Here is a 20,899-nt window from a genome sequence, read left to right as displayed (position 1 = left end):
CTTATTATTATTTTGCATTTTGAGAATAGAAAGGGGATTTGCTAGGGTTAACCGGAACCCGAAAAACCGAGCCTGAACCATGACCCAGTACCTGCGCACGGAGCGCTTACGCCATTTCATCGACCGCCTCGCCCTGGTGCTCGACCAGCGGCCTGACGAAGCCGCTCTGCTCGATCGCGGCCAGCAACTGCTGGCCGAGCTGGTCGCCCATGACGACTGGTTACCGGACGATCTCGCCCAGCCCGACCCGCAGCGCTATCAGCAGTATTTGGTCCATTGCGACTCGCGCCAGCGCTTCTCGGTGGTGAGCTTCGTCTGGGGCCCAGGCCAGCAGACGCCGGTGCACGACCACCGGGTCTGGGGCCTGATCGGCATGCTGCGCGGCGCAGAAGTCGCCCAAGGCTTCGAGCGCGACGCCCAAGGCAAGCTGGTGCCTCTCGGCGCGGCAGTGCGTCTGGAGCCGGGCCAGGTCGAAGCGGTGTCGCCGCGCATTGGCGACATCCACCAGGTCAGCAATGCCTTCAACGACCAGGTGTCGATCAGTATCCACGTCTATGGCGGCAACATCGGCGCGGTCAAGCGCGCAGTCTATGCCGAGGACGGCAGCGAAAAACCGTTTATCTCCGGCTACTCCAATACCCGCCTGCCCAATATCTGGGACCTGTCCAAAGAGAACCTTGCCCCATGAGCTCCGTCACCACCCGCCGTTACCACGATATCCGCCGCGCCCTGCTGGCCCAGGAGGAACTGGCCTTGATCGACGTGCGCGAAGAAGACCCGTTCGCCCAGGCCCATCCCTTGTTCGCTGCCAACATCGCGCTCTCGAAGCTTGAGCTGGAGGTTTTTGCCCGCGTGCCACGGCGTGATACCGCCATTACCGTCTACGACGACGGCGAGGGTCTTGCCGCCGTGGCGGCACAGCGTCTGCTGGCGCTGGGCTACCGCGACGTGGCTGTGCTTGAAGGCGGCCTGGCTGGTTGGCGAGCCGCTGGGGGCGAAGTGTTCCGAGACGTCAACGTACCGAGCAAGGCCTTCGGCGAACTGGTGGAAAGCGTGCGCCACACGCCATCGCTTGCCGCTGAGCAGGTCCAGGCGCTGCTGGACGAAAAGGCCAATGTGGTCGTGCTCGATGCGCGCCGCTTCGACGAGTACCAGACCATGAGCATTCCTGGCGGTATCAGCGTGCCCGGTGCCGAGCTGGTGTTGCGCGTAGCCGAGTTGGCACCGGACCCGGACACTCAGGTAATCGTCAACTGCGCAGGGCGCACCCGCAGCATCATCGGCACTCAGTCATTGGTCAACGCGGGCATTCCCAACCCGGTCGCTGCCTTGCGCAATGGCACCATTGGTTGGACCCTGGCCGGACAACAGCTGGCCCATGGCCAGGACCGACGCTTTCCTGAGGTCAGCGCCGCTAATGGCGCCAACGCTGCGCGCCAGGCGCGTGCGGTTGCTGACCGCACCGGCGTGCTGCGCTTGGAGCGTGGTGGGCTGCTCGACTGGCAGGCCGACCCCACACGCACCACGTACCTGTTCGACGTGCGCACACCCGAGGAATACAACGCCGGCCACCTGCCTGGCAGCCGCTCAGTGCCGGGCGGTCAGCTGGTGCAGGAAACCGACCACGTGGCCAGCGTTCGCGGGGCGCGAATCGTGCTAGTGGATGACGACGGTGTACGGGCTAACATGAGCGCCTCCTGGTTGGCCCAGATGGGCTGGCAGGTCGCCGTGCTCGACGGCTTGTCGGAGGCAGACTTCAACGCCACCGGCGAATGGCAGCCTCCCCTGCCCGAACTGCCCGCCGCCAACGACATCGGTGTCGAGCGACTGGCCAGTTGGCTACAGGAAGACGGCACGGTGCTGCTGGACTTCACCACCAGCGCCAACTACGTCAAGCGCCATATTCCGGGTGCCCACTGGTCGATCCGGGCCCAGCTGGCCGAAACCCTGGAGCATTTGCCACCGGCCAGTCGCTATGTGCTGACTTGCGGCAGCAGCCTGCTGGCGCGCTTCGCCGCACACGACCTGCAGGCTCTCACCCGTACCCCCGTTTACGTGCTCGAAGGCGGCACCACCCGCTGGATCGCTGCCGGCCAACCGCTGGAAACCGGCGAAACGCAGCTTGCCGTACCCCGCAGCGATCGCTACCGGCGGCCTTACGAGGGTACGGACAACCCCCGCGAGGCGATGCAGGGGTATCTGGACTGGGAGTTTGGCCTGGTTGCGCAACTCGAGCGCGACGGCACCCATGGGTTCAAGGTGCTCTGAACCTGAGTGTTCGGCATTACATTTTTGGCGCTTGCCAGATCGAGCGCCGTCCGCGCGGCGCTCGATCTGACAAACGCTGGGAATATCGAGGCTGACACCTCTATGCCCAACGCTTACCGTCCGCCAGTGCTGATTACGGTCGCTCAAGAGATCGCCTGAGCCTGTTCCGGAGATATTTCATACAGCCCCTAGAAGTCCACCTTACCCCGCCCCGCCTTGACAGTACTGCGCCTGGCTTTTCCTTCGAGGCGGCGGGTCTTCGAGCCAAGGGTCGGCTTTGTCGGGCGGCGTTTCTTCTCGGTCTTGCCGGCACTGGTGATCAACTCGGCAAGGCGCGCCAGAGCGTCGGCACGGTTCTGCTCCTGGGTGCGGTACTGCTGGCCCTTGATGATCAACACGCCGCCGCTGGTGATACGACTGTCACGCAGGGCCAACAGCCGCTCCTTGTAAAAGTCAGGCAGCGATGAGGCCGGGATATCGAAGCGCAGATGCACGGCGCTGGACACCTTGTTGACGTTCTGCCCACCCGAGCCTTGCGCGCGGATGTACGTCAGTTCGATTTCGGCATCCGGCAGATGCACGTTATTGGAGATGATCAGCATGACAGGGCCCTTTCAATTGCCACCATTATCACAGGCTCTGCCACTCGCCCCTAGAACAACATGCTCAGCGGCGCTGATCGACGACACGCACCGGCCTCGCCTGCCGCGCAGCCTGGGCTGCTTCGATCAACTGATAGTTGCGATTGCGCAACGCAAGGTTGCTACCCACCCGCAGGTTGGAGCGCGCCGCCAGCACTTCGGCCTGGTCATACTGGCCCTGCTCCAGGCGCAGGACGCCCAGGTAATGCAAGGTGGCCGGGTTGCCGGGCTGAATCTGCAACGCGCGTTCCAGGGTTGCGGCTGCCTGGTCCAGCTCGCCGTGCTCGTACTGCTGCGAAGCAGCCTCGATCAGTTGCGTGGTGGCCTTATTGCTGTGCGCCGGCGCCGAGCGTTGACCGGCAAGGGCACATTGGCCGGCGAAGGTGCTGAACAAAAGAAACAGTGCTGGCAGCAAGCGCTGGCTGGGCATGGAGGATGGCACTCGGGCAGTCGGGTAATTCCGGAGAGGAGCTATCGACTGGCTTCACTGGGCGAAGTTCCCGGGCTGCCTCGCGGCATGCTCAGCCATCAGGCATCGGCAACCTGCTGAAGCCCACCTCCAAGCGGCAGCTCATACGATTTTTTTACTGTCCGTACCACGAGCGTGGAGGAGTAAGTGCGAATCGGAATATCCCGGTAGGTGTCGAGAAACCGGTAGATATAGTCGGTGTATTCGGCAGCATCGCGAAATTTGGCAACCATCACGAAATCGAACTCGCCTGTCATCAAATAGCAGTCCTGTATCTCGGGGTGGCTGGCAAGGATGTGCTGCATTCTGCGGTCGATGTCGTTGCTGTCGCGGTCCAGCTTGACCAGAAAAAAGGCGGTTACCTGAATGCCCAGCTTGCGCTCGTCCAGTATCGCGACCTTGGCCTTGATGATACCGGCACTCTCAAGGCGCCTGATCCGCCGGTAACAACTGGTGGAAGACAGCCCGACGCTGTCGCTGAGCAGCTCCAGATTCTGGCTGCAATCCTTTTGCAGCTTGCCCAGAATTTTCAGATCCATGGCGTCTGTCATTTTCGCTGTGTCTTCCTTGAAAAACTGCAATGAATTCGCCGCAAGAGCGGGGCAATTTGCACGATTCCTGCGCGCCGGACCTCTACCATCAACTGAGCTTAGCAGCCCGGCCAAAGATGGCCTGCGGGGCGCATGAGAGGGACCTTATGATCGTTGCAAAACCTACATGGACTGCCGACATCCACGGCCTTTTCAGTGCCCCCTACTGGATTCCCGCCGAGCAGCGCGCGGCCGTGGCGGCCTCCTGGGCCGGGTGCATGAACGGCTACTTCGTCTTCCTGGACGACCCGGACTCGGTCAAGACCTGGTCAGAAACCATCTACCAGCACCTGGCCTCCCGCAACATGCCGCTGACCCTCGACCAGCAGCAGTTCTGGCCGATCGATGCACTGGAAACCTTCAGGCTGTGGGTGAACCAAGGCTGGCGTCTGGACGCCAGCTCGCCCTTCGACCTGGCCGAACGCATCCCACCACCAGACCTGCCGCAACCGGTCAAGCGCGTAAGGCAGGACATCCGCGCGCTGAGCGTCGAAGAACTGAACCTGTACCGCGCCCGCCTGGACGATGTCATGCAGGTGGGCAACCCCGACAGCAACGCGCCCTGGCAACGTTACGCCTACATCCACACCAACTGGTGCCTGCATTACCAGGAAGCGTTTGCCCTTTGGCACCGTGCGTACTTGTTGTACCTGGAGCAACTGATCGACTGCGCCATCCCCTACTGGGACTGGATGGCCGAAGACGCCAGCGTCGACGGTAGCCCACAAGCCGGCCTGCCGCAGGCTTTTCTCGACGAAACCTACGTGCACCCGCACTGCGGCGAGACCCGGCCCAACCCACTGCGTTACGCGGCCGCCAAGGATGGTTGTTCCAAGGTGTGCTCCCGGGCTGCGGTCAGCGGCGTGGACTGCCGCTATGTGCAACGCAACCCGTTGTTCTACACCCACGGTGACGACTCGCGCTTTGACCGCGCTCGGCTGTACGGCATGAGCCGGATCTTCCAGCAACAGGTGGTGGATGCCCTGAAGTTCACCTGTTTCAGCCAGCCACAGGGAGTACCCGGTTACCCTTGGGCAAACATTCCGGTGTTCGACCCGCCCCAGCAAGACAGCCTGTACCCCAATCGCACGCTCAACTTCGACGGCCTGTACGAGCAACCCCATGACAACTATCACGGTTGGATCGGCGGCGACATGGCCGATAACGCCTACACCGCCTTTGACCCGGTGTTCTGCTCTTACCACGCCAATATCGACCGCATGCTCGAAGTGTGGATCAGGGCCCACCCCGAAGCGCAGTACACCACCCAGTGCCTGCTGCAGCCGTTCGCCGGGCGCGACGCCACGCAACTCACCTTCACCAGCGCCGACGCCTGGCGCTACACCACCCTCGGCGACATGGCCCAGGACAGCCGGCACATCGGCTATGACTACGGTGTGCCGGTAGCCCCGCAGTTCGGCGCGTCCAAGGTGGCCGCCGGCACCTGCTGCGAGCACCGCGCAACAGCCGCCACTGCGGTGGAAAGCGCCGCAGGGCCAGGGCCGTGGGTGGTGTTCGATCATGTACGTTGCACCCATGACACCTACCTGATCGACGTCTTTCTCGACCAGCCGGACGCCGCCCCGCAACATGTGAACGCTGACAACCCTCATTACGTGGGGCGCTTCAGCCGCATCGGCATGGGGCTGGTGGACGACAAGGGCCGCTGCATCACCCATGGCGTTTCGCGCGCTCTGAATGCGGCCCGTAACGCCGCTGCGCTGGGCCTCGGCCCTCATGATGCGGTGCAGTTGTCGCTGCTGGTGACCCACCTCGACAGTGGCCGCGTGCTGCTGCCTGACGAATACAGGATCCTGCCCGGTTTCATCGCTCAACTGGTGTGGGACGACCCACGCCAAACCCTCGCCGGCCCGCCTGCGGTCGCCGGCTGCTGCGCTGCTGCCCCCTCACACACACCTGGAGAACCGACATGAGCACGCCCTTCAAGCAGTTCACCTCTCCCGCTGGCCAAGCCCCCAAGGACTACAACAAGCTAGGCCTGGAGGACCAGTTGCAGCAGTTTGAAACCGACTGGAACAACGACCTCACCGGCTGGACCGAGTCGTCGATCATCGGCAACCCTTGGTCGGGCCAGAACGACGCGCCTCGCTCTGGCTATTACAACCCGCTGGTGGAGGGTTTCGGTGAAGTGACCCCGCCCGCCATCACCTGGGCGCCCTTCCCCAACCGGCTGTGGACGTTCTTTTACAACAACGGTGCAGCGGTCGTTCCGCAACTTGGCAGAGCCATGACCCTGAACCAGGTGATGGAGCTGGCCGACCGCGGCCAGATCACCCTCGACAACACCCTCTACACGCTATACGACCCGGACAAACAGGGCACCCTGCTGCAACTGCCGGCCAAGCGCTGCCCAAGTATCGACTGGAACGGCAGGTACACGGCGTTCTCACCTTCCGGCCCACGGGGCTGGCTCGACGAGTATTGCGAGTGGTCGATCGTACGCGATGCCAACGGCAACATGCGCAAGATCACCTTCACCTGCGAAAACCCCGCATACTTCCTGGCCATGTGGCGCATCGACCCGCAGGCAGTACTGGGCCTGTACCGCGACTACATAGACCCCAGCGTGCAACTCGAGGACCTGTACCTGCGCTACACCGTCGACTGCCCGACCGGCAAAGCCGGCGATCCGGTCATCGACCCGACCACCGGCCAGCCAGCTTATGACACCGTCAACAAATGGAACGCCGGCACCGCCTGCGTTCCCGGGCAATACGGTGGTGCGATGCACCTGACCTCCGGCCCCAACACCCTCAGTGCCGAGGTGTACCTGGCCGCCGCCGCCACCATCCTGCGCCCGGTCAGCAGCAGCCAGAATGCCCAATCGCTGATCTGCTGCGCGCAGTATGGGCAGAACTACCGCAACTCCGACCCGCACATCGGCTTCATGGCCAATTCCACGGCAGTGAAAAACCGCCTGTCGCTGACCAACCCGATTGGCCTCTACCTGCAGCAACCTACCGATTTCAGTGGCTGGAAAGGCCCGCAAGGCCAGGACGTAAGCCAGTACTGGCGCATCACCCGCGGCACTGCCAAGTCGGCCGCCAACGGTTCCGACCAAATCCTGCAGGCGGTGTTCGAAGTCCCGGAAAGCGCCGGTTTCTCGATCAACGACATCACCATCAACAACCAGCCGGTCAACTATGTGTGGGTGATCGCCCAGCAACTGCTGGTGGGCCTGAGCGTCACCGTCAAGCCGCTTGCTACCACACCGCCCTCCTTCCCGTGCGTGCAGGACCGGCAGACCGGCCGGCAACCCTGGCCGGTGCAGCTGCTGCCACTGGACTTGTTCTACGGGCAGTCCCCCACCGACCTGCCCGCCTGGCTTGCACCGGGTAGCAGCAACCCGTTCGTGCTTGTGGTGCAAGGCGCAGACGCAGGCACCACGGCGCAGAACGCCAGGGTGCAATTCTCCAACCCTGGGGTGACGGCACAGGTCACCCAGTACCTGCCCGACGCGTCGGCCATTCCTGGCCAGACCAACTCTGGTGGCACTCAAGCCTACATTCTGACCATCACGGTCAGCCCCAACGCAGCACCCGGCCTGGTGACGGTGCGTGCACTGAACCCGGGCGAAGACGTGAACGTAAGCGCGGCAGACCACCCGTGGGAATCCGGCCTGGCGCTGGTGCCTGGCGCCTGACCCCTCCCGTACAGCCGCACCTTCGGGTGCGGCTTCACCGCCTTGCAAGGAGCGCAATGATGTCCAGCTTACGCCTGAGCCTTCTGTCGCTGCTAAGCGGCATCCTGCTTTGCCTGCAGACCCTGCAACCCGCTGCTGCGGCCCCGCTGTCGGACGCCGATGCCTGTGTGCAGCAACAGTTGGTGTTCAACCCTGCGAGCGGGGGGTTTCTGCCGGTCAATAACTTCAATGCCACCAGCCAGGCGTTCATGAACTGCTTCGGCTGGCAACTGTTCATTGCCTTGAACTGGCCAGTGAACCCCGGCTGGCCGGGCACCCCCAGCCTGGCGGGCGAACCCGACAGGCAAAGCACCCTGGGGCAGTTCGGTGTGCCGACCACGGCGGGTGAACCGATGAGCGTGGCCCCGGTGTGGGCCAGCTACAAGGACGCCAACGATATCTTTCTGCCAGGCGCGCCCGCGCCCACCGGTTGGGGGGTACAAACCCTGGTACCAAGCAGCTGCAATAGCCAGGGTAGCCTGAAGGCGCTCAAGGTGGGGGCGCGCAAATTCATGAACGCTACCTCAGAAGGCGCGATCAACGCCCTGCACGGTTTCCACCTGTCCACCGGGACACTGGCATCCATTCCCGACCCGGTCATGGAAGCGTCCGGCGGCTGGCTGACGGATCAGTCGGGCAACCTGGTATTTTTCGAACGCAAGGTAGGCAAGGCCGAATTCGACTACATCGTCGACCACGGGCTCTATGACGCGGCCAACCAGTTGAAGGTCGCCCAAACCGAGGGGCTGTCGCTGCCCATCGGTGAAGCGATGCGCGAACTGCCGCCATCGCCCGTGCCGCAGGAGCAACTGGGCGCGATCGAGCTCAAGGCCGCCTGGCGGGTGCTGACTGGCAAACCCGAACTGTTCGGGCGCTACCTCACCACCGTGGCCTGGCTCAAGCGCCCCGACACCCTGGCATGCACCCAGGAAGTGGTGGGCCTGGTGGGCCTGCATATCATCAACAAAACCCAGGCTTCGCCCAACTTTATCTGGACCACGTTCGAGCAGGTGGACAACGTGCCCGAACCGGCCCAGGTGCCGCCGCAGCAAACTCCGCCGGGCGGTTTTGCGTTCAACAACCCCGAATGTGGCACTGGCCCCGAGTGTAAACCGAACGTGGCCCGTATCCAGTGCAAGCAACACCACCCCGACAGCGATTGTACGGACCTCTTTCCGCGCGACCAGCCGGTACAGACCACCCGTGAATACCCTGTGCCCAGTGCCCTGCAGGCCCTGAACAGCGCAGTGCAAGCCAACTTCGCGCAGCAAACCCAGGGCCAGTCGGTGTTCCAGTACTACAAGCTGATCAATGTGCTGTGGACCCTTGCCCCCAACCCACCCAGCCCAGAACCGGGTGCCAACGCACAGGTGCCGTTGTCCTACGGGCCGTTCATCAGCGAGGGCCCCGTGCCAGTGGCCAACACCACCATGGAAACCTACGTGCAGGGTGATGACTGCAACCAGTGCCATCAGTACGCGACGATTGCCGGCAGTCCCTCGCTGGCTTCGGACTTCTCGTTCCTGTTCAACACTGCCAGCTCGGCCAGCCAGAAAAGCCTGATCAAGCGCGTCAAAGCCTTCGAGACCCTCAAGGACCGGCCCTGAGCAGAAAAAGCGCATGGAGTACACCTGTACTCCATGCGCTTGGCAGGGATCGCTCCTACAGTGCCGCCGTAAAACTTTCTCTCAACACCTCAAGCAGGAAGTCGGCATTGGCCCGGCTGAAAATCATCGATGGACGCATTTTCAACACGTTGTCATGCGGGCCTTCGGTACCGATCAACACACCGCGCTCCCTGGCACCATCGGCTACTTTCCTGGCCAGGGTCGTGGCCGGGGCCTTCGATGTGCGATCGGTGACCAGTACGATGCCGAAGAACAGGCCCAGCCCGCGCACATCACCGATCACGTCGAATTGCTGCTGAAGCTTGCGCAAACCCTCAAGCAGATAGTTGCCAACGCTCAAGGCATTGTCTTTCAACTGGTCGCGCTCGATGGCATTGAGCACCGCCAGCCCTACCGCACACGACACCGGGTTGCCGGCAAAAGTGTTGAAGTACTCCATACCATTGTTGAAAGCATCGGCAACCTCACGCGTCGTCACCACCGCCGACATCGGGTGGCCATTACCGATCGGCTTGCCCATGCTGACAGCATCCGGCACCACACCCTGGGTTTCAAAGGCCCACCAGTGGCTCCCGACGCGGCCAAACCCGACCTGCACCTCATCGGCCAGGCACAGCCCGCCTTCGGCACGCACCATGGCGTACACCTCCTTGAGGTAGTGCTGGGGCAAGAACACCTGCCCCGCCACGCTGGGTATCGACTCGGCCAGGAAGAACCCAGGGCGCTTGCCGGCCTTGCGCATGGCCTGCAGTTGCTCTGCCACGGACTCGGCAAAGCGCTTGCCGTGCTCCTCCAATGGCCAGTCCTCGGGCGCATGGTAGCTATCCGGTACCACAGCCTCGTAGACGTGCGGCGCCCTGCCCTTGCCGGCTTTGCGCTTGTACTTGTAAGGGCTCAGGTCGATGAGTTCCTGCGTGGTGCCGTGGTAGGCCCAATCCAGCACGATCGCCTGGTCACTGCCGGTGTAGTTACGCGCCATGCGCAACATCAGGCTGTTGGCTTCACTGCCCGAACAGCCGAAGGAAGCTACGCAAAGGCCCTTTGGCAGTGTCCCGGTCAGGCGCTCGGCGTACTCAACGATATTGTCGTGCAGGTAGCGGGTGTTGGTGTTCAGCAGTGCCGCCTGGTGCGTCAGGGCTTCGACCACGTCCGGGTGGCTATGCCCCAGATGGCAAACGTTGTTGAAACAGTCCAGGTAAGCCCGCCCAAAGTTGTCGATCAGCCACACGCCATCACCGCGTACGAACTTGATAGGGTCGGTGTACGAGATGGACAGGTTCGGTAATAGCAGTTCCTTGCGCTTGGCAATGATCTGGGTATTGGTCATACCCTGCTGGCTGCAGGTTTCCGGGGGGATACCGGCCAGGGCCAAAGCATCCGGGAACAGGTCCGCCCACGTTTCGCGGTATTCTGGCTCGCCCGCGCCAATCACCTCGGTGGCGGTCAACCGGGTGTCGGTGACCATCTGCAGATGCAGGTGAGGTATCCAGCCGCCATTTTCATGGTCCGCGCCCATGTAGCCGACCAGGTCGCCGGCTTCGAGCGTGTCACCGGGCTGCAGGCGGCTCAGCGCCTCGTGGGCCATGTGCCCCCAAAGGGTCAGGAATGGCGGGCAACCCGGCGGAGTGTGTTCGATCATCACCAGGCCACCATAACCCAGCGGGTCAGCCTCGACCTCGACACTTTTAACGGTGCCTGCGACCGGCGCGTACAACGGCGTACCCGCAGGCATTACCAGATCGACCCCCAGATGCAGGGTTCGATGCTGTCCCTTGATAAAACGCGACTCGAAGGCACTGTCGGTGTAGATGGCGCGCAGTTCGCCCCATGGCCCGATCGCCAGCGGTACCTTGTGCGCAGCGGAGAACTCGTCCCACCAGCGGGTCGCATCGGCCGGGCGCCGCTGCGCCGAGGCGATCGTCATCTCGTGGCTGGCATCGCCAAACGGTGCGATCACCTTGTTGAGGATGGCGGCTGAGGGGCGCACCACGGCGGCAAACGTTTTGTGGTTGGCGGCGACCCAGTGGCGGACGTCACTGGCGCCCTCGACAGCATCGAAACCGCAGGCCTTGCGCAGAATGCCGGTCGCCAGCCGCGGGTTCATCGAGTCCAGTTGCTCAAGCAGACGCCAGGCAGGCGCTTCGCTAATTGCCAGGTAGGGATTGTCGTCGGCCTGGTCCTGACGAGAGGCGGAGAAGGTGACGCTGATGACCAGGCGCATGGCGATCAGGTCGAACAGCACATCAAGCTCTTGCGGCTGCAGCGGGTACTTTTCATGGAAACCGGCCACAAGCGCAGCGGCCGCGCCGATCGGGTCGTCCATATCGAGAATCGCATACGCACTGGCGATGGCAACTTCGGCAATCAGCACGGTATGCACCGCATCGCCGAAGTCGATGAAACCGGTGACGTTGCTGGTGGTTTCGGCATCGACCAGAATATTCCAGTCATTGGCGTCGTTGTGGATCACCTGGGCGCGGAGCGAGGCCAGCCTTGGCTGTACGGCCTGTTCGAAGCGAGTGATGAAACGCTCGACAATGGCCCGACGCTGCGGGTGCTTGATGAAGTGCAGGCGCGAACGTGAGCGCGCTGCGTGGCGCAGGTCCCAGTCCAGCTCACGCACCGCACCAGGGTGCATGAAGCCCTGCAAGGCGCGATCAAGCTCCCCCAGCGCCTGGCCGAAGTTGCGCATCAGCGCGAAAGAACGCCTGGCCTGGGCCAGCGGCGTACCGTGCAACCAACTGACCAGGCGCACAGCGTGACGTTCACCGGTGGCACCGGGCACCGACGGCAAATAGTCGCCCGCCGCACTGGCCCGCAAGTGAGGTACCCCAAGATGTGCGCCATGCACTGCCAGGTGGCCGAGCAACGCCGTCTGAAACTCGCTTTCCAGCCTGGGCTCACTGGCGTTGACGATCTTCAGGATCCAGCCTGCATCGACACCGGTTTGCAGCCTGTAATTGCAATCACGCTCCCCCTCAAGGGGCGTCGCGCAGCCGATCACATTGAACAACTGTTTTGCGAGGCCCTCTGCATCACTTGCCGAAAACCGTGGTGCCGGGTGAGAAAGGTCTGTCATATCATCACGTTCCATGCGAGTAATTTCTTCAATAGCGTGCCATGCGCCGCCTAGACCGACACCCTGCATGTGGTCGGTATCAACAGGCATTATGCCGGTTTCGACCGGCATGATGACGGTGAGCTTACTAGGTGGCGCTGTGCATACCCTGGACGCAAAAGACTCGCAGCCCCCTCCTCATCGTAACGGCCGAGCCCGCGAACACTGGCCCGGCAGCCCTAGTCAATCCTCGCGAATGTGCCGTTCCCTGCGCTCCTGGCGCTCCTTCGCCTCGATGCACAGCGTGGCTGTCGGCCGCAGCAGCAACCGCTTCAGGCCGATGGGTTCGCCCGTGTCCCTGCACCACCCGTACTCACCCCGGGCTATGCGTTCCAAGGCTTCGTCAATCTTGTCCAGCAGCTTTTTCTCCCGCTCCAGCAGGCGCAGCTGCCATTGCCGTTGCTCCTCCACAGTCCCCAGGTCCGAAGGGTCGCTGCTGGGTTCGAACGTGCGCATCAGTTCGAACTCGCTGGAAATCCGCGCTTGCAACTCGGTGCGCTGCGACAGCAGCAGGTCGCGGAAAAACGCCAGCTGGGAAGCATTCATATAGGCCGCTTCTGGCATGCAAAGCAGATCGTGTTCAGTCATTGCCGTCATTCTCGCGTCAGTAGGTCGAGGCTCAGCGCCGCTGTGCATCAAACCCCAGTGGCAAACCCTGGCAATGCGTGTGCAGCTCGTGCTCATGCCAGGCCAACTGGCCGGAAACAATCGTGGTGGCTATGCGGTGACCCAGCCGGTGGTGCTGGAAGGGCGTCCACTGGCAATGGGCAAGTACCGGATCGAGGCTGACCGGCCGTGGCACTTCGAGGTGTTCGACCAGCGCAAGGTCTGCCCAGTAGCCTTCACGCAAGTAGCCGCGCTCCTGGATTGCGAACAGGTCGGCCACCGCATGGCTGGTTTTACGGACCAGCTGAGTCACCGGCAGCACGCCCTCCGCGACCAGGTCGAACAGCGCTGGCAGCGCATGCTGCACCAGCGGCAGGCCGGAAGGCGCGCTGGCGTAGGGCCGGTTTTTCTCTGCCAGGGTATGCGGGGCATGGTCGGTGCCGATCACATCAATGCGGTCTTCCCGCAGTGCCTGGCGTAATGCGTCGCGGTCGGCGCGGGTCTTTATCGCCGGGTTGCATTTGATGAGGTTGCCCAGGCTTGCATAGTCGCGGTCGTCAAACAGCAGATGGTGCGCACACACCTCGGCCGTGATCAGCTTGCTGGCCAACGGGCCAGGCGCGAACAACGCCAGCTCCATGGCCGTGGTCAGGTGTAGCACATGCAAGCGGGTACCGAACCTGTTCGCCAGCTCGACGGCCAGGCTGGAGGAGCGCCAGCAGGCTTGCGCATCGCGTATGAGCGGGTGCATGGCCGCCGGAATGAAATCACCGAACTGCTCACGGCAACGTGCTTCGTTGCCAAGGATGGAGGGCGTGTGTTCGCAGTGCGCCAGCAGCACCGTCGGCACACAGGCAAAAAGGCGCTCAAGTACCCTGGGGTCGTCGACCAGCATGTCCCCGGTGGAGGCCCCCATGAATACCTTCACCCCAGCGATTTGCCGCGGGTCCAACCGGGCGACGGTCTCAAGGTTGTCCTTGCTCACGCCAAAGTGAAAGCCGTAATTGGCAACCGAGGACGCAGCCGCGCGGGCTTTCTTGTCATCCAGGGCTGCCAGGGTCAAGGTCGCCGGATGGGTATTGGGCATGTCCATGAAGCTGGTAATGCCTCCGGCTACAGCAGCCCGCGACTCGCTGGCCATGCTGCCCTTGTGCGTTGCACCGGGTTCGCGAAAGTGCACCTGGTCGTCGATCATCCCGGGCACGAGCCAGCGCCCTTGGGCATCGATTTCGATATTGGCGCTCGCACCCTCGATGCTGCTGGCGATTTTCTCGATTCGCCCGTGGGCAACCAGGACATCGGCATCGAACACCTTGCCTTCGTTCACCAGCCGGGCATTCCTGACAAGGATATCGCTCATGAGCGAACCTCCCCAGAGCTACCGCCTGCCCATTGCCTGCGCTTGAAAATCATGATCCGGAACCTGTAGCGGAAATGTTATGTTATAACACATGACCGCACGCAGGCATCAACCTGCCACTTATCCGTTTCAACCTCAGGTAAGCCCCCATGAGCGCAACCGCCGCCTACCCCGTCAACGCTGAACCCTACGCCGACACCGAACTGGCCTGCCTGGCAGGTGCCAAGGCCGCGCTCTATCAATGGGCCGCAACGGTGGCCACGCGTGACGTAGACCAAGTGCTGGCCCTTTATGCGTCCGACGCCATCCTGGTACCCACCCTGTCCAACCAGGTACGGGACTGCGCCGACAGCCGCCGAAACTATTTTGACAATTTCCTGAGCAATGACGGCCTGGTGTGTGACATCAAGGTGTTCAAGAAACGAGTGAGCCGCAAGCTGGGTACCGTGGTCGTCGGCGGGCTCTACACGTTTGTTTACCGTGACAAAGGCCAGCAGCGCGTGGTGCCGGCGCGGTTTCTGTTCACCTTTGAAAGGATCGACGATCAATGGCTGATCACCGGGCATCATTCGTCGATGGAGGCATGAACCATTCGTTGTTGCAGACCCCATGAGCGCACGGTCTCAGGCTGACCAGGTTGCCTGCGGGTGGCGCCCCAGGGTGCGCCCGCCTTCAACGAACGACGGCTGCCTGTATTTCGCCTGCCAGCTGCCGCGTTGCCTGGTCGATGGTGCCTTCGTTTCGGCACAGCAGCCAGCCATGCTCGACGACCGCCCGCTCGAACGCTTCGGTGCACGCAGCCTGTTCATCCAGATTGTGGATCACCGTACTGCCCAGCCCGCGGTTGCGCGCCGCGGCCCTTGCCCATGAAGTTTCAGGGGCGGTGACAACACCGATATGCAGATCCGGCACTTGCACGCCGCGCTCAAGGTTCAGCTGCAAGATCTGCGCAAACGGCACGGTACGGCGAAATGCGGCGTCAGAGGGATACCAGCGATCGATCAGGATGATGCTATCAAGGGGCTGTCTGGGCAGCACCGTGCGGGAAATCCAGGCCCGGCTTTCGGCAAAACGTTCGCAAACCTGGTATTCCAGATCCTGGCAGGGGCTTCTGGCGAGCCGGTTGACCAGCACCATGGTTTCGCTGCGGTAGGGGTCGTTGTTCTTCTCGCACAGGCGAACCACTTTGTGCCCGTGCAGCCTCAGGGCTTGGGTCACGGCCTCCAGCAGTGTGGTCTTGCCGGTGCCCTTGGGGCCATCGATGGAAACAAACAGTGGGCGGTTCATCGTTCAATACCAGTAGGCTCTGGCGCGCGATGAGACCATTGATTGCAGCTTGCCTACAAGCGCTTCCGGGCAGGAGCACAAATGTTCTCCATGGGCGAAAGGCGGCATGCGCCGCCTTCGTTGCCACCGCACTGCCGGTCAGATCTGCGCCTGACCACCATCGACGAACAGCTCGGCGCCGTTGACGAAGCTGGCGTCGTCACTGGCCAGGAACACCGCCGCGTTGGCGATTTCCACCGGTTCCCCTACCCGGCCCAGCGGCACCTGCGCTGCCAGGTAGTCGAGCAGGCCCTGCTGTTGCTGCGCATCCGGGCCCGCGAGGTCGACCAGGCCAGGTGTACGGGTAGCACCGGGGCTAAGGGTGTTGACCCGTACGCCGCGGTCCTTGAGGTCCAGGATCCAGCTGCGGGCCAGGGCGCGCACGGCGGCCTTGGAAGCCGAGTACACACTGAACGCCGCAGTGCCGGAGCTGCCCGCCGTAGAGCCGGTCAGGATGATCGAGGCATTGCGCGCCAGCAGCGGCAGTGCCTTTTGTACGGTGAACAGCACACCCTTCACGTTGCGATCGAAGGTATCGTCATAGTGCGCCTCGGTGATGTCGCCCAAGGGCAGCATCGAGCCGCCGCCGGCGTTGGCGAACAGGACGTCAAGGCGGCCATGCTGCTGGCTGATACGGGTATACAGTTCATCGAGCTGGTCCAGGCGAGTGGAGTCCACCGCAACCCCGGTGGCGTTGCCAACCAGCGCCACCGCCTTGTCGAGCTCCGCCTGACGGCGGCCGGTGATGTAGACGTGCGCGCCTTCTTCGGCAAAGCGTTTGGCGGTGGCCAGCCCGATACCGGTAGTGCCGCCGGTAACCAGTGCGATCTTGCCTTCGAGTTTCTTGCTCATGGTGTTTCTCCCTTCAGGTTGGTGAGTTGCTGTGGGGAGAAGCGTATCGACTTACCACTGCTTTCAAAATAGAATCATTTGAAACCCATCATTGCAGAAATGAAATGGCAAGAATTCCGGATTTCGAAGGGTTGGCGATGTTTGCCAAGGTGGCTGAAGAAGGCTCCTACGCGGCAGCATCACGCGCCATGGGGGTGTCGGTCCCCACCGTTTCACGCGCTGTCACCCGGCTGGAGGAACGCCTGGGTGGGCGCTTGTTCAACCGCACCTCTCGCCAGCTGTCGCTGACCGAGTTCGGCCAGCGCATGGTCGAGCAAGCCAGCACGCTTTATCGCCAGGCAGAGGAAATCGAAAGCGAGGCGCTGGAGCTGTCGGTGCAGCCCCGTGGCCTGGTGCGGCTTGCAGTGCCGATGTCATTCGGGTTGCGCTGGGTCGCGCCGTTATTACCTGAGTTGCTGGCGCGTTACCCAGGGCTGGAACTCGACCTGCATTTGTCCGACTCGACAGTTGACCTTGTGGCAGATGGCTTCGATGCCGCACTGCGCATTGCCGCACTGCCCGACTCGTCACTGGTGGCGCGGCGTATCTGTTCGGTCACCCAGAACCTGGTGGCGTCACCTGGTTATCTTGCCGCGCATGGCCACCCCGCGCACCCGCGTGAACTGGCCGACCATGCCTGCATGAGTTACGCCTACCGCGCCCGCAGCCAACTGTGGCGTTTTACCCACCACGACGGCACGGAACAGGATGTGACCCCGCGTGGGCCGCTTCGGGTTACCAACTCCGATGCCCTGGTTGCCCCCTTGCTGGCAGGCTTGGCGATCGCCGAGCTGCCGGAGTTCATTAGCGCCGAATACCTGGCTGATGGCCGCCTGGCACGGGTTCTGCCCGAATGGAGCATGACCCAGGGCGGGCTGTATTTCGTCACCCCCTCGGCACGTAGTCGGCCGCGAAAAGTGCAGGCACTGGCGCAATTCTTCGTCGAACGCTTGGCCGAGCCCGCCTGGCGTTCAGGGGGCCAGTAACCGAGGCATTCTGATTCATGGCCGGGGCCGCCAACCCATTCCCTGAGTGCCTGCAGCAAGCGTTCACCCTCAAGGTTTGGCACCTTTAGCCGGCCTTGCTTGTCCTAGCTCTGCCAAGGTTGCTGGACAGGCTATACCCACAATCATGATGCCTGCTAGGCTGACGAAGATTGCGCCTTTTCGCATACCTGGCAATCGCTCATTTATCCTCAGGCACCGGCCAAATGACCTCCGACACTCAAGTAAACCTGACCAACTGCGACCGCGAGCCGATCCAGATCCCTGGCAGCATCCAGCCTCACGGTTGCCTGCTGGCCTGCGATGCCACGGCGACGGTGGTCTTGCGCCATTCGGCCAACGTCCCGCAGATGCTTGGGATAACCGGGGACATCAACGGCCAGAAGCTGCAGGCGATGTTGGGTGATGAGATCGCCCATACCCTGCGCAACGCGCTGGCACGGACCCGGGAAGCCTCGCGGCCAGCCCTCAGTTTTGGTGTGCAGCTGGCCAACGGTCAGGCCTTCGATATCGCAGCCCATCTATTCAAAGGTTCGGCGATCCTCGAGTTCGAGCCCGCCGACGCCGGCATCGCGGAGCCCGTGGAGCTGGCGCGCACCCTGATCGCCCAGCTGCGTGAAATCGACCAGACCGGCAAGCTGTTTCGCGATGCCGCACGGTTCATCCGCGCCGTGCTCGGTTATGACCGGGTGATGATCTACCAGCTGGGCGCGGACGGTGCCGGCAAGGTGGTCGCAGAAGCCAAGCGCAGTGACCTGGAAAGTTTCATGGGCCAGTACTTTCCGGCTTCCGATATCCCCCAGCAGGCTCGCGCGCTCTACCTGCGCAACCGGATCCGGGTGATTTCCGATGCCCAGTTCAAGACGGTGCCCATCGAACCGGTACTCGACCCTTCGGGCGAGCCGCTCGACCTCTCCTACGCCCACCTGCGCAGCGTCTCGCCCATCCACTGCGAGTACCTGAGCAACATGGGCGTGGGCGCGTCCATGTCGATTTCGGTGATTGTCGACGGCGAGCTGTGGGGCATGATCGCCTGCCACCACTATGCACCGCGCACCCTGTCCATGGGGCAACGGGTAGCAGCGGAAATGTTCGGCGAGTTCTTCTCGCTGCACATCGAGACGCTGCGCAGCCGGCAAAAGCTTGAAGCCGCCGTGCACGTGCACAAAGCGCTGGACAGCTTGATGCGGCAGGCCAACCAGGCCGCTGACATCGACGGGTTCTTCCACGCACGCCTGCCGCGGCTGATGTCGCTGATTCCCTGTGACGGCATCGGGATGTCGCTGCAGGGCCGCTGGGCGTCCGTCGGGTTGGCCCCACCGAAGTCGGCCGTCCCCGATCTACTGGGCTTGGCCAGCATGGTCAGCGAGGGCCGCACCTGGGCGTCCAACCGCCTGTCGATGGTGCTGCCTGCCGCGCAGGCGTACTTCACCGACGTGTCAGGCGTACTGATCATTCCGATGTCGCAGCACCCCAGGGATTACCTGATCTTCTTCCGTAAGGAAGTGATCGAGACGCTCGACTGGGCCGGAGACCCGAACAAGACCTACCACAGCGGCGCGCTGGGCGACCGCCTCACGCCACGCAAGAGTTTCGCCATCTGGAAAGAAACCGTTCACCAGCAGTCGCTACCGTGGACCGAGCAGGACCGTCAGTTTGGTGATGCCATCCGTACTGCCATCGTCGAGGTGGTGCTGTACAACAGCGAGTTGCTGGCCAGCGAGCGCTCCAAGGCCGAGGTGCGCCAGCGCATCCTCAATGAAGAGCTCAACCATCGGGTCAAGAACATCCTTTCGCTGATCGGCGCCCTGGTTGCCCACCCAACGACGGAAAGCCAGACGCTGCAGGATTATGTGGCGACGCTGAAGGGGCGCATCCAGGCATTGTCCCTCGCGCATGACCAGGTGGTGCGAGGCGACGGCGGCGGGCGTCTGGCCAAACTGCTGGAGGCCGAGCTATCGCCCTACCGCACTGCGGCAGGCGTGATCGAATTGCAGGGTCCGAACGTGATCCTCGATGCCCGCGCCTATTCGGTCATGGCCTTGGTGCTGCATGAGCTGGCAACCAATGCTGCAAAATACGGTGCGCTCTCGCGGGGCGGTGGCACGCTTTCCGTGGGCTGGAGCATCGATCCAGCTGGCGCATGCGCCATTGCCTGGCGTGAAAGCGGCGGGCCGATGGTGCGGCCGCCGAGTCGCAGCGGCTTTGGCTCGGTGCTGATCGATCGCAGCATCCCGTTCGACCTTGGCGGCACCAGCGCAGTGGAGTACCACCCCGAAGGCCTGCAGGGGTTGTTCAGGATACCGGCCAAACACCTTACCGTGGCCGAAGCAGCCGAGCCCGCCAGCGACGTCGCCCCCATCGCACGTGCAGCAGATGCCTTTGCCGCCCGTAACGGTTTGTGTGTATTGATACTGGAAGACCAACTGGTAATTGCCGTTGGCCTGGAGCAAATTCTGAATGATGCGCAGATCAAGGACGTGATCACCGCCGGCTCCGAGAACGAAGCCATTCGGCTGCTTGCCGACCGGACGCCGGATGCCGCGATTCTGGATGTCAACCTGGGTACCGGTACCTCCATGTCAGTGGCGGATGAACTGCTCCGACGGCAGGTTCCGTTCCTGTTCGCTACCGGTTATGGCGACGGCATCAGCATTCCCGAGCATCTGCAGCATGTCCCGGTAACGCGCAAGCCCTACGATTCCAACGCCATCCTGGCCAGCCTGCAGGGGCTGTTGCGCACGGGTTCATGAGCTTGTTCAGAATCCAGGCTTTGGGCAATCCTGTGGGGGCGGCTTTTGCCGCGAACACCGGATGAGCCGGTGCCATGCACCGTGTTGGATTCTTCGCGGGGCAAGCCCGCTCCCACAGGTATCCCCGCAGGCTTGAGGCTGATGCAGTACCTGAGGAAACAACTGATTTGCTCTGTTTCTAGAATCTAGCGCAATTGGACTGTGGGAGCGGGCTTGTCCCGCGAACACGGGCGAAGCCCGTGCCATGCACCGTGTTGGATTCTTCGCGGGCAAGCCCGCTCCCACAGGTACCCCGCAGGCTTGAGGCTGATGCAGTACCTGGAGAAACAACTGGCTTGCTCTGTTTCTAGAATCTAGCGCAATTGGACTGTGGGAGCGGGCTTGTCCCGCGAACACGGGCGCAGCCCGTGCCATCCACCGTGTTGGATTCTTCGCGGGGCAAGCCCGCTCCCACAGGTATCCCCGCAGGCTTGAGGCTGATGCAGTACCTGAGGAAACAACTGATTTGCTCTGTTTCTAGAATCTAGCGCAATTGGACTGTG

15 protein-coding genes and 1 pseudogene are annotated in these 20,899 nt (G+C 62.6%); 8 read left to right on the top strand and 8 right to left on the bottom strand.

The genetic code is table 11. The annotated features are described in order from the left end of the window. Positions 1–79 precede the first annotated feature (79 nt). Together OO258_RS05535 and OO258_RS05530 are read left to right on the top strand one after the other, a co-directional pair. Entirely contained in the window at positions 80–688 is a 609-nt protein-coding gene (locus OO258_RS05535; protein WP_266029136.1) for a cysteine dioxygenase, read from the top strand. After that, the gene (locus OO258_RS05530; RefSeq protein ID WP_266029135.1) at positions 685–2,268 is read left to right on the top strand and encodes a rhodanese-related sulfurtransferase; all 1,584 of its coding nucleotides are present in this window, start codon (positions 685–687) and stop codon (positions 2,266–2,268) included. The genes OO258_RS05535 and OO258_RS05530 overlap by 4 nt, the downstream gene beginning before the upstream one ends. Before the next feature lie 188 nt (positions 2,269–2,456). Here OO258_RS05530 and arfB read toward each other — a convergent pair whose 3' ends face one another. The 3 genes and pseudogenes from arfB to OO258_RS05515 all read right to left on the bottom strand — a co-directional run bounded on the left by arfB (position 2,457) and on the right by OO258_RS05515 (position 3,917). Continuing rightward, positions 2,457–2,870: an alternative ribosome rescue aminoacyl-tRNA hydrolase ArfB gene (gene arfB / locus OO258_RS05525; protein WP_266029134.1), complete on the bottom strand. Its 414-nt coding sequence runs from the start codon at positions 2,868–2,870 to the stop codon at positions 2,457–2,459. Positions 2,871–2,967: 97 nt separating this feature from the next. After that, a pseudogene (locus tag OO258_RS05520) lies at positions 2,968–3,339 on the bottom strand (tetratricopeptide repeat protein); the annotation flags it as partial. 98 nt (positions 3,340–3,437) lie between these two features. Then, the gene (locus tag OO258_RS05515) at positions 3,438–3,917 is read right to left on the bottom strand and encodes an Lrp/AsnC family transcriptional regulator (RefSeq protein WP_323054374.1); all 480 of its coding nucleotides are present in this window, start codon (positions 3,915–3,917) and stop codon (positions 3,438–3,440) included. Positions 3,918–4,075: 158 nt separating this feature from the next. On the opposite strand from OO258_RS05515, the gene OO258_RS05510 reads away from it, so the two are divergent. The 3 genes from OO258_RS05510 to OO258_RS05500 are packed head-to-tail and all read left to right on the top strand — an operon-like array spanning position 4,076 to position 9,278. Then, positions 4,076–5,902, top strand: coding sequence for a tyrosinase family protein (locus tag OO258_RS05510; protein WP_266029132.1), 1,827 nt, complete (start codon positions 4,076–4,078; stop codon positions 5,900–5,902). Beyond that, positions 5,899–7,632 carry a hypothetical protein gene (locus tag OO258_RS05505; protein ID WP_266029131.1) on the top strand — a complete coding sequence of 578 codons (1,734 nt, stop codon included), beginning with the start codon at positions 5,899–5,901 and terminating at the stop codon, positions 7,630–7,632. Before OO258_RS05510 ends, OO258_RS05505 begins: the two co-directional genes overlap by 4 nt. 59 nt (positions 7,633–7,691) lie before the next feature. Further along, complete coding sequence (locus tag OO258_RS05500; protein WP_266029130.1) at positions 7,692–9,278, top strand: hypothetical protein; 1,587 nt, start codon at positions 7,692–7,694, stop codon at positions 9,276–9,278. A gap of 55 nt (positions 9,279–9,333) precedes the next feature. On the opposite strand, the gene OO258_RS05495 is transcribed toward OO258_RS05500, so the two are convergent. The 3 genes from OO258_RS05495 to OO258_RS05485 form a co-directional block, all read right to left on the bottom strand. Further along, on the bottom strand, positions 9,334–12,378 hold the full coding sequence (locus tag OO258_RS05495) for an aminotransferase class III-fold pyridoxal phosphate-dependent enzyme (protein WP_266029129.1): 3,045 nt from the start codon (positions 12,376–12,378) through the stop codon (positions 9,334–9,336). A 222-nt stretch (positions 12,379–12,600) separates the two neighbouring features. Next, positions 12,601–13,005: an RNA polymerase-binding protein DksA gene (gene dksA / locus OO258_RS05490; RefSeq protein ID WP_266029128.1), complete on the bottom strand. Its 405-nt coding sequence runs from the start codon at positions 13,003–13,005 to the stop codon at positions 12,601–12,603. A 31-nt stretch (positions 13,006–13,036) separates the two neighbouring features. Further along, positions 13,037–14,383, bottom strand: coding sequence for a dihydroorotase (locus OO258_RS05485; RefSeq protein ID WP_266029127.1), 1,347 nt, complete (start codon positions 14,381–14,383; stop codon positions 13,037–13,039). 149 nt (positions 14,384–14,532) lie between these two features. Here OO258_RS05485 and OO258_RS05480 point away from each other — a divergent pair, with 149 nt between their 5' ends. Next, complete coding sequence (locus OO258_RS05480; protein WP_266029126.1) at positions 14,533–14,970, top strand: DUF4440 domain-containing protein; 438 nt, start codon at positions 14,533–14,535, stop codon at positions 14,968–14,970. A gap of 85 nt (positions 14,971–15,055) precedes the next feature. Here the strand turns inward: OO258_RS05480 and OO258_RS05475 are convergent, their stop codons facing one another. Further along, complete coding sequence (locus OO258_RS05475; RefSeq protein WP_266029125.1) at positions 15,056–15,670, bottom strand: dTMP kinase; 615 nt, start codon at positions 15,668–15,670, stop codon at positions 15,056–15,058. Positions 15,671–15,808: 138 nt separating this feature from the next. Further along, on the bottom strand, positions 15,809–16,561 hold the full coding sequence (locus OO258_RS05470) for an SDR family NAD(P)-dependent oxidoreductase (protein ID WP_110746701.1): 753 nt from the start codon (positions 16,559–16,561) through the stop codon (positions 15,809–15,811). 104 nt (positions 16,562–16,665) lie between these two features. On the opposite strand from OO258_RS05470, the gene OO258_RS05465 reads away from it, so the two are divergent. Together OO258_RS05465 and OO258_RS05460 are read left to right on the top strand one after the other, a co-directional pair. Further along, positions 16,666–17,586: a LysR family transcriptional regulator gene (locus OO258_RS05465; RefSeq protein WP_266029124.1), complete on the top strand. Its 921-nt coding sequence runs from the start codon at positions 16,666–16,668 to the stop codon at positions 17,584–17,586. A gap of 224 nt (positions 17,587–17,810) precedes the next feature. Then, the gene (locus OO258_RS05460; protein WP_266029123.1) at positions 17,811–20,357 is read left to right on the top strand and encodes an HWE histidine kinase domain-containing protein; all 2,547 of its coding nucleotides are present in this window, start codon (positions 17,811–17,813) and stop codon (positions 20,355–20,357) included. The last annotated feature ends 542 nt before the right edge of the window (positions 20,358–20,899 follow it).

Source organism: Pseudomonas sp. DCB_BI (assembly GCF_026240995.1).
Lineage (GTDB): Bacteria > Pseudomonadota > Gammaproteobacteria > Pseudomonadales > Pseudomonadaceae > Aquipseudomonas.
This window is presented reverse-complemented; position numbering and strand designations above follow the sequence as displayed.

Excerpts from the sequence above, each read along its gene's own strand:
- OO258_RS05535 (WP_266029136.1), top strand. The coding sequence starts at position 80 with ATGACCCAGTACCTGCGCACGGAGCGCTTACGCCATTTCATCGACCGC.
- OO258_RS05530 (WP_266029135.1), top strand. The coding sequence starts at position 685 with ATGAGCTCCGTCACCACCCGCCGTTACCACGATATCCGCCGCGCCCTG.
- arfB (WP_266029134.1), bottom strand. The coding sequence starts at position 2,870 with ATGCTGATCATCTCCAATAACGTGCATCTGCCGGATGCCGAAATCGAA.
- OO258_RS05515 (WP_323054374.1), bottom strand. The coding sequence starts at position 3,917 with ATGGATCTGAAAATTCTGGGCAAGCTGCAAAAGGATTGCAGCCAGAAT.
- OO258_RS05510 (WP_266029132.1), top strand. The coding sequence starts at position 4,076 with ATGATCGTTGCAAAACCTACATGGACTGCCGACATCCACGGCCTTTTC.
- OO258_RS05505 (WP_266029131.1), top strand. The coding sequence starts at position 5,899 with ATGAGCACGCCCTTCAAGCAGTTCACCTCTCCCGCTGGCCAAGCCCCC.
- OO258_RS05500 (WP_266029130.1), top strand. The coding sequence starts at position 7,692 with ATGTCCAGCTTACGCCTGAGCCTTCTGTCGCTGCTAAGCGGCATCCTG.
- OO258_RS05495 (WP_266029129.1), bottom strand. The coding sequence starts at position 12,378 with ATGACAGACCTTTCTCACCCGGCACCACGGTTTTCGGCAAGTGATGCA.
- dksA (WP_266029128.1), bottom strand. The coding sequence starts at position 13,005 with ATGACTGAACACGATCTGCTTTGCATGCCAGAAGCGGCCTATATGAAT.
- OO258_RS05485 (WP_266029127.1), bottom strand. The coding sequence starts at position 14,383 with ATGAGCGATATCCTTGTCAGGAATGCCCGGCTGGTGAACGAAGGCAAG.
- OO258_RS05480 (WP_266029126.1), top strand. The coding sequence starts at position 14,533 with ATGAGCGCAACCGCCGCCTACCCCGTCAACGCTGAACCCTACGCCGAC.
- OO258_RS05475 (WP_266029125.1), bottom strand. The coding sequence starts at position 15,670 with ATGAACCGCCCACTGTTTGTTTCCATCGATGGCCCCAAGGGCACCGGC.
- OO258_RS05470 (WP_110746701.1), bottom strand. The coding sequence starts at position 16,561 with ATGAGCAAGAAACTCGAAGGCAAGATCGCACTGGTTACCGGCGGCACT.
- OO258_RS05465 (WP_266029124.1), top strand. The coding sequence starts at position 16,666 with ATGGCAAGAATTCCGGATTTCGAAGGGTTGGCGATGTTTGCCAAGGTG.
- OO258_RS05460 (WP_266029123.1), top strand. The coding sequence starts at position 17,811 with ATGACCTCCGACACTCAAGTAAACCTGACCAACTGCGACCGCGAGCCG.